Here is a 13647-nt window from a genome sequence, read left to right on the forward strand (position 1 = left end):
AATCCTAAACTTCAGTCTTCGATTCAAACAGCGCCGGCCGCAACCGCGCGCCCGATGTGGCCAGGCGGTCCGCGAACTGCGGACGAACACCAGTGGCGCGAAACGTGCCGCGAACTTTTCCGTTCTCATTGATGCCGGTTCGGTCGAAGCTGAAAATATCCTGCATGCCGATGCGATCGTTATCCATGCCGGTGATCTCCGAAATGGTTATGACTTTTCGCGTTCCGTCGGAGAGGCGCGCAATCTGCACCACGGCATGCACCGCGGACGAGATTTGGTGGCGCACGGCGCGCTCGGGAATGTTGAGGTTCGCCATCGAGACCATGTTTTCAACGCGGGCCATGGCATCGCGCGGGGAGTTGGCGTGGACGGTAGTCAGCGAGCCCTCGTGGCCCGTGTTCATGGCCTGCAACATGTCGAAGGCCTCCTCGCCGCGCACCTCGCCGACTACGATGCGGTCGGGACGCATACGCAAGCTGTTGATCACGAGTTGCCGCTGGCGGATCGCACCTTTGCCTTCGATGTTGGGCGGGCGCGTTTCCAGTCGGACCACATGCTCCTGTTTGAGTTGCAGTTCGGCGGCATCTTCGATCGTGACGATGCGGTCGGAGTTGGGAATGTAACCGGAAAGAACGTTCAGTAACGTGGTCTTGCCCGCGCCCGTTCCACCGGAGACCAAAATGTTGAGCCGCCCTTTGACCATGGTCGAAAGCAATTCCAACATCGATTCCGTCAGCGTGAGATTCTCGATCATCTGGCGTGCGGTGACGGGTTCGCGTCCAAAGCGGCGGATCGAAAGACAAGGACCATCGATGGCGAGCGGCGGAATGATGGCATTGACGCGCGAACCATCGGCCAGACGCGCGTCGACCATGGGCGACGATTCGTCGACGCGGCGGCCGATGCGCGAGACGATGCGCTCGATGATCTGCATGAGATGCGTATCGTCTTTGAAGGACAATCCGGTGCGTTCCAGTTTGCCGGCGCGTTCGACGTAAACGCGGTCGAAACGGTTGACCAGAATGTCGGAGACCGTCGGATCTTTGAGCAGCGGCTCGAGCGGGCCGAGGCCGAAAATTTCGTCGAGAATCTCGCGCGACAGGCGTTCGCGTTCGGCAAAGCTGAGCGGCACAACTTCGGTGTTGACCGCATTGCGGATCACCACCAGCACTTCATCGCGCGCCGAATCGCCCGACGACTTGCCCAGTTTTTCGAGGTCGAGGCGGTCGAGAATTTTGCGATGCAGGTCGGCCTTCACCTGCTGGAACAGGTTTTGCTCGGTGCGCTCGAAGGATTGAAGATTTGCCATTGGGTTCTAAATTTGTACGCTTTGAATCTTATACTGATTTGAACAACGACCACGCCGCCCGCTTCACATCGACGTCATTCCGCGTCAACTCCTGCGCCAGTCCGGCGAAGCACCGTGCAATTTCTGAATTTCGCTGATCCATCACCGGCGTGCCGCGATCGATGGCCCCCGACACGGCGAAATATTGGTTCGGGATACGCCACAGCAATTTCGCCCCGACCGCCGTCTCGGCGTCGGCCTCACTGAAGCCCGCCACTTTGCGAAATCGATTCAAGACGAGGCGCACGCGCTCGCGGCTGCCGGTCTCCCCCAGATATTGCTGCACGCGCGCCGCACTCCACAGAGAAGCCACATCGCTGCAAGCCACAAGCAGAACGGTCTCCGAAAGACTGGCGATCAGCCGGCTGGCGGCATCGAAGCGCGACGAGTTGTCGACTACCACATATCGAAAATGCGTGACCAGCATGTCGAACAGCTTCACAAATTCCGCAGTCGAGGGATCGACCGCAGCGGGCACGTTGGCTCCGGCCAGCAATTGCAATCCACCGCTGTGCCGCGTCATGAAGCTTTCGAGCAGGGAAGAGTCCATGCGGTGCAGGTTGCGGGTGGCGTCGGCCACGTTGAAGATTGGTTTCAGATTCATGTGCAGCGCGGCATGCCCCAGCGGCGCGAGGTCGACCAGCGCAGTTTGCCCGTAAGAGGAATGCAACGCGAGTGCAAGATTGACCGCCACTGTGGTCGCACCGTTGCCGCCCTTCGCATTGATGACCGAGAACACCTTGCCGCGAATACCTTCCTGCCGGCCACGGCGTTGTGCGGTGGTAAGGCGTACGAAGGCCTCGAGAAGATCGGTGGTGTTGGTGGGGCGCTCAATGAACTCACGGGCCCCCGCCCGCATGGCGTTGACGATGACCTGAGGCTGGTTGAGATTGCCGATCGCGAAAATCGCCGCTTCAGGCATTTCCTGGTGAAGCAGTTCAATGGCGCGCAAAGCTAGCGGAGGATTTTCGGCGGGAATGTCGACCAGAGTCACATCCGGATTGGCGGAGCGCACGCGCCGGGTGACAGGATCGGACGCCGCCACCGGGAAACTGGCGCAACTCTGCACCGTCCGTGCCACGCTGGTGCCATCGACCAGCACCTGTAGCACGGCGCGCTGCTCATTGTCTGTGGCGACGATGACGACTGACACTTCCGGCATAACGGCCTACTTGCCCTTGTCGAAATTGCTGTTATCGATGAAGGGCCGGGGATTCTTGGGCAATGCAGGAGGCTCCGTACTGGGGGAAATGCGGCGCACCGTGCACAAAACCATGAGTTCGGAATTCGTCTTCTGCAAGCTCTTGCTGCGGAAAAAATTTCCCAGGATCGGAATGTCCCCGAGGCCCGGAATTTTGTTCCAGATGTCGGTGACCCGGTTGTCGATGAGACCGGCAATCACAAAGCTTTGTCCGTCCTGCAACTCAAACTCCGTTTCCGCTTTGCGCGTGCTCAGCGCCGGCACCGTAAATCCCGAGATGGTGAGCGCATTGGAGAAATCCAGCGTGCTCACCTCCGGAGCGACTTTCAAATGGATGTTCCCATTAGGCATGATCACCGGAGTGAACTGCAGGCGCACGCCAAACTCTTTGAACGAGATGGTCACTGCCGTAAATCCATTGCCCGGTTGCACGATGGGAAAAGGGAACTGGCCGCCAGCCAGGAAACTGGATTCTTTGCCGTTCACCGCAATCAAATTGGGTTCGGCGAGTATTTGCAGCAGGCTCTTATTTTCGAGGGCTTCGATTACAGCGCCGAAATTAATGTCAGGGCGAAAAAGAAAAAGATTCAGGACGTTGTTGATAGTCGTCGTACTCGTAGCGCCGGTCGTGCCCGTGGCTGCCTGGCTACCCCCCGGGGTCAGAGTTTGCGGGCCGAAGCTGCCGTATTGTCCTGTAGTGACGGTGCCGATCGTATTCCCGCCGCCCGTGGAAATGAAGTTGATTCCCATCTGCGTCAGTGCGGTGCGGTCGACTTCGGCAAATTTTACTTGCAGCAAAACTTCCTGGGCTCCAACCGGCCCAAAGGTGAGCACGTTGACGACTTTCGGAGAATACGCGCTGGCCAATTCTCCGGCGCGCTTAGCGACATCTTCCGTGGATACGTGGCCGGAGAGCACAATGGCGGCGCGGGAAGGGGTAACGGCAATTTGCTCGTCGGGAAACACTCGCCGCTCTTCGTCGGCGCAGGCGCTCACGTCCACATCCACGCGAAGATCGAAACTGCGCGAGCGCTCCAGTTCATCCCAGATCAACAGCGAAACTTCTCCTGGAGATTTGCCGTGGACCAGAATCTGTGTTGGCGTAATGGGCTGCGCGTAGGCGATAGCGGGGTCGCTAATCGAAATGCGGCGCAACTTTTCGGTCGTATTGATGAGCAACGACTTGCCCACCATGACGCGCAAGGGAGCCGATCCCTGAGACTGCGCCGGAAGGTTCGTGGTCTGCGTGGTGTTCGGGGCAGTCTGGCTCGCGGTGTCCGGCTGTTGCATGATCTCTGAGAATGCGGGGAATGCGACGGCGGCGAACAGTACCGGGCCGAGCAGAGACGTGCGAACTTTCATTTTCAGATTTCTCTCCCTGCGAGGAAACGGGTCGAGCCTGGTTTGGCTTGGAAGATCAACACCACCGTAGCCAAATTCGCACCCTAGTTTGTGCCGCAATTCTCCTCCGAGCACTTCACGGTTTCTGGTTTCTTGTCGCCTTGGTAAACCTCAACGCTGATGCCGGTGGGTGGGGGTGGAGGAGCCGGCTGGACTGCCTTGGTCACGGCATGGCGAACCGCCACTTGCGTCGGCGCGGGCGGGGCCGCTCCCCGGTAAAGACCGCGCGAACTGGAGGGGAGCACTTCGTCCTGCTTGGTATCGAGGGGGTTGCGCATCGCCAATTGAATGTGCCCTTCCGAACTGGCCAGGGTAAGTTTCTGAGCATCGTCGGGCGAAACCAGCAGCGTAATGACGGTTGTAGTCTGGGCCTCGCCAGTGGAAGTTCGCTCGAGGGTGTGGCCGGATGCGAGGACGGCAACGTTCTGTAGCACCGTCGTGGTTTCCTGTTCGCCCCCCGAGCCTGGGGCACCCGTCAGCAGCACATCGACGCGGGTTCCGGGAGTGACGAATCCCGCCACGGATACAACTTCATTCACCCGCACCGATACAGCGCGCATGCCGGGAGGAATCAGCGAAGGCAGACCCGAGCCGGCATTTTCGCCGGCGAGCCGGTTGGGCAGGATGAACTCGCCCTTCGAAATAGGAACGATGACGCCATGGCCCAATACGTCGGCGCGGCGGCGGGGCGCGCCCGGCGGTAAATCGGAAGCGGGAATCCTGATGATTTTGATGTCCCGCTCATCTACTTTCGCGCCGACTTGCAGATCGTTGGCCGCCACGATCACGTCCACTCCGGCTTCGACGTTACCCGTCTTCGATTGCAAGTTCTTGTAGACATAGACGCTTGCAAAGAAGCCAATGGCTACCGCCAGAACCCCGATCATCAACAAACGTGTGCGGTTCATACTGCTCCCCTAGAAGCCGAAATCCTTGTCGAGCCCCCTGCTCTTGGCAATATTGGTCGGGCCGTTCGCTTATTGCATCGAACTGGCGACGTTGGAGAACACGTTATTAGCGTTGGATCCGATCAACCGGACCGTGCCAACAACGATCACCAGAATCACAGCCAGCATAACGGCGTACTCCGCAATGTCTTGCCCTTCCTGTTCGCACCAAAGCCTGCGTACAAGCTCCATAGGACCTCCTCAAAAAAGTTTTTCTTTCCTCGTTTCGCGGGAGTAGAGATGGTTTTACCAGCAGCACGCGTGGCACGTCCCCGCGACTCGTCCCACCACTCGACTAAGGGTAATCATACCTTTCAACGCGTCCAATAGTGATAATTTTTTGCATGAACCGTATATCCAATGGTAATTAGTCAGGCCGGGAATGGAAAAAGCCGCCGGAAATCGGCGACCTTTTCCGGGGCGATTTCGAATTGGACTATGGCTCCGGACGTGACAATAGTCTGCCGTGATCTCCGCACGATACAATCGCGTGGACCCACCCCGAGAACTTCCAGGACCACAGAAATTCTATCCCGACCCTATCGCGCTATTGTCCTGCTCTTCCTGGCCTGCATGGTCTGTGTCCACGCGTTCTTTATATGGAACGTGCGGGACCGCATGGCCAAGGCCGACCCGGATTTTACGGCCTTTTACACCGCCGGCTGGTTGCTGCGCGAGGGCCGCGGCGACCAGCTCTATGACGCTCGCGCGCAACTCGAAGTGCAGCAGCGGTTCGCCGGAGACTCAGACATTCGGCGTGGCCCGTTGCCTTACATCCATCCCCCGTATGAAGCCGCCCTTTTCCTGCCGCTGACGTTTCTCACCTACCGCGAGGCGCTCGCAGTATGGGAGATGTCAAAGATCGGGATGCTGCTGGCGGTCGCGCTCTTGCTGCGAGGCGCTTTAAGTTCCTTGCGAGCTATGCCACTCTGGGAATGGATGTTAGCTTTTCTGGCATTCTTTCCAGTCTTCGCCGATTTTCTTCAGGGGCAAGATGCGATTTTTCTTCTTCTTCTATTCGTCCTTTCTTTTCGCGCTTTCGCGTTCAATTCCGAATTTGCCGCAGGCTGCTGGTTAGGCCTCGGAGTTTTCCGGTTTCATCTGGTCATTCCGCTGGTTCTGATATTGGCGCTGTGGAACTATCGGAAACTAGTGGCTGGTTTTGCCGTGGCCGGGTCTGCCGCGCTGCTGCTTTCACTGGCGTTGGTAGGTTGGCGCGGGGCTCTGCAATATCCGTTTTATCTATGGCACTGGGCTTCATCTACCGGAATTGGAAACATGCCGCCTAGGCTGATGCCGAATTTGGTCGGCCTGCTGACTGGTTGGCCGCTTCCGCAAGCGGCGAAATGGACCTTGCAGGTGGCGGCGCTGGCGGCATCGGTCGCGGTGCTGGCGGAAGCGGTCCATCTGCGGACTCTGACCGGCCTTCAAAATCTGGAAAACGATCGTAGCCTGTTGAACCTGCGGCTTGCCTATGCCGTGATTGCGGCAGTTCTTGTCGGTTACAACGCAGGCTCCTACGATCTGTGTCTTTTGATTCTACCGTTGGCGTGGGTCGCGGACTATTGTTTTGCCCTCTTGCCGGAACTGCCTGCCATCGGAAGGCGGCTTCTCTTGCCCTGCCTGGCGCTGCTCATTAGTCCGCTCTGGTTTCTTCTTTGGCGGCGATGGGAGAGAATCAACTTGATGGCGATTTTTCTGCTGTGGTGGATCTACGCCCTTCGCCGCGAGACACTGCGAAGGGCGGGAACTGCGGCAGCCGGTACGTGACACATTCACCGGGCCTATTCACCATTTACCCTAACATGCCACGAAAATCCTACGCGGTTCTCGGAGCCGTGCTGCTGGCGGCAGCGATGTGGACTTGGGTTCAACGCATCGCTATTCCGCATCAGCAGACTGAATCGGCAGCGCGGAATGTACCGCGCGGCAATTTGTCGGACCTTTATCCCCGTTGGCTAGGCGCGCGGGAATTGCTGCTGCATGGGCGCGATCCCTACTCTGCCGACATCACTCGTGAAATTCAGACTGGATACTACGGCCGACCGCTCCACCCCAACCGTCCCAACGATCCCAAGGATCAGCAGGGTTTCGCCTATCCCGTGTACGTCGTGTTCGTGCTCGCTCCGACAATCGGGCTACCGTTTCCCATGGTCCAGCGAGCGTTCCTATGGCTGCTCCTCCTCATCACCGCTGCTTCCGTTCCCTTGTGGCGGCGCGCGCTCGGACTGCGCGCCTCATTCTCGACTGAACTGTTGTGGATCGTTCTCACGCTGGGCTGTTTTCCCGCCATCCAGGGCTTCAAATTGCAGCAGTTAACGCTATTGGTCGCGGCGCTCATCGCGGCCGCGATGTTCGCGCTGGCTACAGAACATTTTACGGCAACGGGTATTCTCCTCGCGTTCGCGAGCATCAAGCCGCATCTGGTCGCGATCCCGATGGCGTGGGTGTGCTTATGGGCGCTCGGCAACTGGCGGGAAAGGCAGCGTCTGCTTTGGAGTATGGGCCTCACGATGGTGGCACTAATCGGTGGCGGCGAGTTCCTGCTTCCAGGCTGGATTCACAAATTCCGCGTCGCCGCCGCCGAATACTGGCAATATACCGGCGGCGGCAAGTCGATCCTCGACGTCGAACTTACGCCGTTCTGGGGACGCCTCGCATCGGCGGCGCTGGTAGGGGTGATGCTCTATTTCATGTGGAAGCTCCGGATGGCCCCGCCCGGCAGCGGCGATTTCTGTTGGATGATGGTGCTCGTCATGGCGACCACGCTGGCCGTTATCCCGATGTTCGCGCCCTACAATCAATTGATCCTGCTGCCCGCCCTGATGCTGATTGTCCATGCGATTCGCCCGCTGTGGCGGGCTGGACCGCTGTCTTATTTCCTGGTGATCCTGACAGTGCTGGCTGTGTTCTGGCCCTGGCTCGCCGCCGCGGGGTTAGTCGCCTGCTTGTCGTTCTTGCCGGGGGCCGTGGTGCAGCGAGCCTGGGCGCTGCCGCTCTATACAAATTTTGCGATTCCGATACTAGTATTGGCGCTCCTGCTGTTCAGCGGAAACGTTATCCGGACCGCGCGGGGAAGTCTGCCATCTACCTTGCAGGACAACGCGCCCGCAGAGTAGTCTGTTGCAGCAGCACTAAACTGCTGCTACGGCGCTTCCCGTCGCTGAAAGGCGAACGGTGCGCCGATCGAGCGTTTCTTCATCCTCCATGTCCCTCGGCGCAATCAGTCATCACAGTTCCGGCTCCGGCGTGTTTCCCGCCCTGGTGTATGTGCAGGGCAGTGAGCAGAAGAACATCGTTCTCAATCGCACTCCATTCACCGTCGGCCGGAAAGTGGATAAAGATCTGGTGATCGCCGACCCGCGGGTCTCCCGCGATCATGCTCAGATCACGCAGGAGGGCCAGGAATTTTTCCTGGTCGATCTGGGCAGCAAGCACGGCACGTTCGTGAATGGAGAGCGCGTCCAACGCCAGAAACTGGAGCGCGGCGACCGCCTGGAATTTGGCGCCCGAGATTCCGCGTACATTCTGTTCAACCCGGCCCATGCCACCTCGAATACGGCGCGCGAATTTCTCAGCCAGATCTCCGGCATCCAGATCAAACAGGAAGCCACCGACCTCGAAAAACTCACGCTATTCCTGGAAGCGGCGCGCAAGCTGAACACGGCTGGGGTGCTCGACGAAATTCTGATGACCATGCTCGACGTCACACTGCAACTGACGCGAGCCGAGCGCGCGTACGTGTTTCTGAAAGACGAAGAAGGGAAGCTTCGCCTGGCGGCAGGCCGCAATTCGAAGAAAGAGCCGTTGCTCGACGATAAAACGATTTCGCACTCGATTCTGGAAGAATCGATGCGCTCAAACTCCGAGTTTCTGCTGACCGATACCAGCCAGTCGCTCGATCTCGCGGGGCGGCAGAGCATCGTCGCTTACGATCTGCGCACCGTGGTTTGCATCCCGCTGCGCAAGTTGATCGTGCAAGCCACCCGCGACGCGCAAACGCCGGTGCATGCCGCCAACGCGCCAGACGCGATGGGAGTTCTCTACGTCGATTCGCGTTTCGCCTCACGCGACATCAGCGGAGTCGGCCAGGAGATTCTGCACGTGATCGCGACCGAAGCCGCGTCGCTTATCGAAAATGCCCGCCTGGTACAGGCCGAAGAAGAAGCCCGCCGCTACCAGCAGGAGTTGAGCATCGCCGCCAGCATTCAGCAGCGGCTGATGCAGGTGAAGATTCCTGAAGTCCCCTTCGCCAGGCTGCGCGGAAAAAACCTCTCTTGTAAAGAAATCGGCGGCGATTTTTTTGACGCTGTCAATACCAAGGAAGGCCTGGCCGTGGTGCTGGCCGACGTGAGCGGCAAGGGAGTCTCAGCTGCGCTTCTGGCCTCCACCTTGCAGGGGATGATTTACTCGCATCTCAGCGCGGGCGTTCCTCTGCTCGATGTGGTGACTGCCGTCAACCGCTTCTTCACCGAGAAACTGGTAGGCGAAAAATATGCCACGGTGCTCCTGGTGCGTTTGCGGCGCGATGGCGACCTCGAGTATGTGAATTGCGGCCACGTGCCGCCGCTGCTGATTTGTGCCGGAGAAGTCATGCGTCCGCCGCATGGGAATGTTCCGGTGGGACTGCTGCCCGATGCGACTTTCGAAAGCGCCCGCTGCCAGATGAAGTCCGGAGACCGCTTTATCCTGGTGACCGACGGCGTCACCGAAGCGGAAAACGCGATGGGCGACTTTTATGAAGACTTCCGCCTGGAAGCGGCCGCCGCGAAGTCTCCCACGCTCGAAGGAATTTTCAATTCGGTGACGGAATTCTGCGCTGGCAATCCCCTAAGTGACGATTGTACGGTGGTTGAGCTCTGCTACAACAGCGTGGAAGGCTGAGCTTCGGTAGTAAAAGCCGGGGCGCCCCATTTCTCGCGCATTCTGTGCGCGGGGAAAAACTCGCATGAAAATTCTCCTCCAGAGGTGTGGTCGATGAGAGACGTTCCAACGCTCAACGGGGGATCACGGAAGATGGCCGTTCTTACCTGGGGAGCTGGGGGAATGCTGATCCAGCCGCTCGTGACCGTCAAGGTCTACTCAGGTCGGTGTCTGGGCCAGGGCCGCCTTTGAGGGCCCACGCTACCGTGACCGTATAGTCCACTCCTTCCCAACGATTCTCCAGTGGCCAGAAAAAAGTGAAGGTCACCTGCCCTCCCACCGGCAACGAAGCAGTCGGCAGGTCGAGAGTATAGATTCCGAGTCCGGTATCGCGTGTATTGGTATCGTGCGCGGTGGTCCAGCCGTCGATGCTCCAATGCACAGCCCCAGGGTTGAGCAGTACGAGGCGGAGAGTTTTGTTGCGCGGGACGGTGCGTGTCTTGTTATTAAACCTCCAGCCGAAGTGTTGCCGCCCATGCTTATCAATTAAATACCGTTTAACGGTTTGGGGCGGTTGATCGAAAATTTTGCCCTCATGAATCGAGCGCCGCAGCTTTATGTACTCCGAGTGAGCCCAGACCAGAGGGCAGGCTGAGCCGGTTGGTTTACCGCGGAAAAGCTCGAGCGCGGGAATATCCGCGGCGTCCCAGACTTGCTCGGGAAGCAGGCGGCTTTGACCTACCGTTGAGTTTTCAATGACGGATAGCAAAGCCTCGGCTTCGTCGCGATGCCCGCCAGCCAGGGCGTAATGGGCGCGCTCTCCCGCGAGCAAGGGCCACGGGCGGCCAATGCCGGTTCCGTCGAAGGCCGAACCGTCCTTATGTTCGCCATAGCCGTCGCCGTTGTAGCGATACCAGCACGGACCCTGTGGCAATTCGACCGCGAGCAGGGCGTCGATGGCAGTCAGCGTATTTAGAATGCGCGGATCGTCGGGGGCGCGCAGGCCAAAACGAACCAGCGCCAGCGCATCCGGGCTGATTATGTGATACGCGCGGTCTCCGTCCTGTCCCCCATCCTGACCCGGCGGACGGTTTTTAATCGGGACGAAACCCTGGGTCGGTGAAGCGGCGCCGTCGGTCGTGTCGGGCGGGGCGATACGAACGTAATAGCCGTCAATGCCAAGCTGTTGGGCCAGATCGCCACCCGTGGCGTAGACCCAGCGCTCGATGTTGTCGTTCCAGGCATCGGCATGGTCGCGCATCGTCTGGGCCTCTTGTGAATGTCCCGTAAGATCGGCTATGTCGGCCCCGGCCAGCAGTGCAGAAATCTCAGCCGCGAGAGTGAACGGCGAATAGCCCGCGTCTTCTTCCCAGCGGTCTTGCTGCGTCACCGGACCATTGCGCAAAATAAAACTGGCGGCCTTGCGTACCATCGGCCACCAGCGTTCCAGTTTTCCAAGTGCTGCTGGCGCTTCGCGGCGCAAAAGGTCGAGCAGCAGGATGGGGAAGGCGGTTTCGTCCATCTGAACCCCGCCCCAGTAGGGCCGCCCGTCGAGCCACAAATTTTGCGCCCAATTGCCGGCGGCCTCCTGCGTGGCTTCGAGATAACGCAGCACGCGCACGGCGTCGCTGACGGCGCCCGCAGCCAGCAGCGCCCCAGCGGTTTCTACCAGGTCCCGCGGCCAGACCAGGTGATAACCCCCGAGATCTTCGTCGCCTTTGTTGAACCCCCAGGGAATGGAAAGGCTGGCGATAATCCCGCCCAGAAAATCCTTCGACTCGTGGGTCCGCAGCACAGCCGTCGAGGAACGATACAGATCGTACTGGCGTTTCGGTTCGTCCAGCGGAAGCAACGTGGTTTGCCAGTTTTTCCACTGGGAAACATAGTGCCGGCGAATCTCGGCGTAGTCTTCAGAGAGTGTGGATCGCGCTTGTTGTCCGGCCTCGGTCCAAATCGTGCCAAAGCCAAGCGCCAGCACGAACTCGCCGCCGCAGGCCGCGAGGTCGATTTCTCCCGTGAAAGCGATGTTGCCGTTCTCTGCGCGCGTATACTCCCACTCCAACTGGAAATGCTGCGAGAGGTCCTGCCAACCATCGGAAGCGCCCACGAATCCCACAGAAGTCTTCAACCAAGGCGCCGACGAAGCCAGCGACAAGTTCATGCCGTCATTTTCGGCAAAAAACATGGGAAACCCCTTGTAGTCGCCAATCCAGCCGGTATTGCCGTTCCCGCAATTGGCCAGGTGCGGCGAGAGAAGGGCGTAGAGTCGGTAATCCGCGAGTTCTCCTAATAGCGGTTCGAATCGAACCTTCTGTAGAACCACGTTGCGGTAGGGATCCGTCAACACTTCCTTGACAATGCGGTAACGTCCGTTGATCTCGGTGTTGATCAATTCGAAGGCAGGGATGCCGGGCTCAAAAGGGCGGTTTTCAAAAGTGCAGTGGCGCTTCTCCTCGGAGAAAAAATCGCGGCCGTTAGTGACAATAAATCCCAGGTCGCGCGTGCACGCCTGGTCGACGCGAGGAAAATAAACTTCGTTCAGAATGCCATGACTGAGCGTGAACCATACTCTGCTGTGCTGATTAAGGGCTGTGCCGACGCCCGTCTTCGCGCTGGAAGTCCATCGGGGTGGAATACCGGGCCAGCCCGGGGCGTAACGTGGGGCGAAATCTGCCATTCGAGAATTCTTCCTTGGGCCGAGGCTATTTCCCCGGTGAAATGACAAACGATTTACAAGCTGGAGTTCACGATTCCGCCGCTGGCGTCATCAAACCATTCAGCAGGCTCCTGATGATGAACGGTACCCAAGTAACGATGGACGATCTGCCAATCGAAGATAATAGATCACGCGGCAAAATCATGACCAGAATCTTAGATGCACGAGCGTGGAGCATAGTAACAGTATTGGGGATCGCCTGCTCCCTTTGCATGATGCTCCTGGCCGAAGCGGCCCCGGCGGAGGAGGTACGGGCTGGAGATGGTGTCGGAAAAACCGGCGTCACTGCACTGGATCGCGGATTCTCCGGACTCTACAACCTGGACTTCGCTGGGGCACAGAAAGATTTTGAAGCATGGCAGGCGCAGCATCCCGACGACCCTGTCGGGCCGGTCAGCGAAGCGGCGGGCGTCTTATTTTCCGAGTTCAGCCGTCTGGGCGTGCTGGAGGCGCAGTTCTATGAAAACGACAGCGCATTCACCGATCGCCCTAAGCTCAGCGCCGATCCTGCCCGCAGGCAACATTTTGTGAATGCGATCGGTCGGGCCGAGACTCTTTCCCACGCTCGCCTGGTCAAAGATTCCAGGGATCGCGACGCGCTGTTCGCGCTGACTCTGTCTTCGGGATTGCAAGCCGACTACGCGGCGCTGATCGAAAAACGCAATCTGGCCTCCCTTCACTTCACCAAGCAGGCGTCGGCGTCGGCACAGGAGTTGTTGGCGGTCTGTCACGATTGTTATGACGCGTTGCTCGCCACCGGCTTCAGCAAATACATCATCGGGAGCATGGCCGCCCCGGTGCGCTGGCTCCTCCGCATGGGAGGTTTGCCCGCGGACAAACAGGGCGGAATCGAGGACCTGCAAACCACCGCAGCACATGGACACTATCTGGCGCCCTTCGCCCGCATTCTACTTGCAATCGCGTATGTGCGTGAGAAGGACAAGCCCCGGGCGGTGCAATTGCTTACCAGCCTCCAGAAAGAATTTCCAGCGAACACACTCTTCACGCGTCAGATCACGCGTCTTCAGGCGGTGCGGTAGCGTACGCTGAAATTCGTCCAGAAATTTTCCCGCCTGTACATACATCCAATTCCTGAATTCTTCGCACCTCCGGCTGCCGGCCATTCATGAGAAATTCACTGGTTTGTAACCATCCTGTAACAATGCCCCGA

10 protein-coding genes are annotated in these 13647 nt (G+C 58.8%); 4 read left to right on the forward strand and 6 right to left on the reverse strand.

Going from position 1 to position 13647, the window contains the following annotated elements; translation table 11 throughout:
• Positions 1 to 4: 4 nt before the first annotated feature.
• The 5 genes from VGM18_04205 to VGM18_04225 all read right to left on the reverse strand — a co-directional run bounded on the left by VGM18_04205 (position 5) and on the right by VGM18_04225 (position 5089).
• Positions 5 to 1309 carry a CpaF family protein gene (locus VGM18_04205; GenBank protein HEY3972181.1) on the reverse strand — a complete coding sequence of 435 codons (1305 nt, stop codon included), beginning with the start codon at positions 1307 to 1309 and terminating at the stop codon, positions 5 to 7.
• A 28-nt stretch (positions 1310 to 1337) separates the two neighbouring features.
• A complete protein-coding gene (locus VGM18_04210; GenBank protein ID HEY3972182.1) occupies positions 1338 to 2510 on the reverse strand; it encodes a hypothetical protein in 1173 nt (390 codons plus the stop codon).
• A 6-nt stretch (positions 2511 to 2516) separates the two neighbouring features.
• Positions 2517 to 3911, reverse strand: coding sequence for a type II and III secretion system protein family protein (locus VGM18_04215; GenBank protein HEY3972183.1), 1395 nt, complete (start codon positions 3909 to 3911; stop codon positions 2517 to 2519).
• Between the two features lie 83 nt (positions 3912 to 3994).
• The gene (gene cpaB / locus VGM18_04220) at positions 3995 to 4858 is read right to left on the reverse strand and encodes a Flp pilus assembly protein CpaB (protein ID HEY3972184.1); all 864 of its coding nucleotides are present in this window, start codon (positions 4856 to 4858) and stop codon (positions 3995 to 3997) included.
• A 69-nt stretch (positions 4859 to 4927) separates the two neighbouring features.
• A complete protein-coding gene (locus VGM18_04225; protein HEY3972185.1) occupies positions 4928 to 5089 on the reverse strand; it encodes a hypothetical protein in 162 nt (53 codons plus the stop codon).
• A 426-nt stretch (positions 5090 to 5515) separates the two neighbouring features.
• On the opposite strand from VGM18_04225, the gene VGM18_04230 reads away from it, so the two are divergent.
• The 3 genes from VGM18_04230 to VGM18_04240 all read left to right on the forward strand — a co-directional run bounded on the left by VGM18_04230 (position 5516) and on the right by VGM18_04240 (position 9781).
• The gene (locus VGM18_04230; protein ID HEY3972186.1) at positions 5516 to 6667 is read left to right on the forward strand and encodes a glycosyltransferase 87 family protein; all 1152 of its coding nucleotides are present in this window, start codon (positions 5516 to 5518) and stop codon (positions 6665 to 6667) included.
• A 35-nt stretch (positions 6668 to 6702) separates the two neighbouring features.
• Positions 6703 to 8016 carry a hypothetical protein gene (locus VGM18_04235; GenBank protein ID HEY3972187.1) on the forward strand — a complete coding sequence of 438 codons (1314 nt, stop codon included), beginning with the start codon at positions 6703 to 6705 and terminating at the stop codon, positions 8014 to 8016.
• A gap of 88 nt (positions 8017 to 8104) precedes the next feature.
• Positions 8105 to 9781: a SpoIIE family protein phosphatase gene (locus VGM18_04240; protein ID HEY3972188.1), complete on the forward strand. Its 1677-nt coding sequence runs from the start codon at positions 8105 to 8107 to the stop codon at positions 9779 to 9781.
• Positions 9782 to 9968: 187 nt separating this feature from the next.
• On the opposite strand, the gene VGM18_04245 is transcribed toward VGM18_04240, so the two are convergent.
• A complete protein-coding gene (locus VGM18_04245) occupies positions 9969 to 12437 on the reverse strand; it encodes a glucan 1,4-alpha-glucosidase (GenBank protein HEY3972189.1) in 2469 nt (822 codons plus the stop codon).
• 182 nt (positions 12438 to 12619) lie between these two features.
• Here VGM18_04245 and VGM18_04250 point away from each other — a divergent pair, with 182 nt between their 5' ends.
• Positions 12620 to 13516 carry a hypothetical protein gene (locus VGM18_04250; protein HEY3972190.1) on the forward strand — a complete coding sequence of 299 codons (897 nt, stop codon included), beginning with the start codon at positions 12620 to 12622 and terminating at the stop codon, positions 13514 to 13516.
• Positions 13517 to 13647: the final 131 nt, after the last annotated feature.

Origin of the sequence: Candidatus Sulfotelmatobacter sp. (assembly GCA_036500765.1) — a bacterium.
In the GTDB taxonomy this organism is placed as follows: domain Bacteria; phylum Acidobacteriota; class Terriglobia; order Terriglobales; family Acidobacteriaceae; genus Sulfotelmatobacter.

Coding starts and splice junctions, on each gene's coding strand:
- VGM18_04215 (HEY3972183.1), bottom strand. CDS start 3,911: ATGAAAGTTCGCACGTCTCTGCTCGGCCCGGTACTGTTCGCCGCCGTC.
- VGM18_04210 (HEY3972182.1), bottom strand. CDS start 2,510: ATGCCGGAAGTGTCAGTCGTCATCGTCGCCACAGACAATGAGCAGCGC.
- VGM18_04230 (HEY3972186.1), top strand. CDS start 5,516: ATGGCCAAGGCCGACCCGGATTTTACGGCCTTTTACACCGCCGGCTGG.
- cpaB (HEY3972184.1), bottom strand. CDS start 4,858: ATGAACCGCACACGTTTGTTGATGATCGGGGTTCTGGCGGTAGCCATT.
- VGM18_04225 (HEY3972185.1), bottom strand. CDS start 5,089: ATGGAGCTTGTACGCAGGCTTTGGTGCGAACAGGAAGGGCAAGACATT.
- VGM18_04250 (HEY3972190.1), top strand. CDS start 12,620: ATGACCAGAATCTTAGATGCACGAGCGTGGAGCATAGTAACAGTATTG.
- VGM18_04235 (HEY3972187.1), top strand. CDS start 6,703: ATGCCACGAAAATCCTACGCGGTTCTCGGAGCCGTGCTGCTGGCGGCA.
- VGM18_04245 (HEY3972189.1), bottom strand. CDS start 12,437: ATGGCAGATTTCGCCCCACGTTACGCCCCGGGCTGGCCCGGTATTCCA.
- VGM18_04240 (HEY3972188.1), top strand. CDS start 8,105: ATGTCCCTCGGCGCAATCAGTCATCACAGTTCCGGCTCCGGCGTGTTT.
- VGM18_04205 (HEY3972181.1), bottom strand. CDS start 1,309: ATGGCAAATCTTCAATCCTTCGAGCGCACCGAGCAAAACCTGTTCCAG.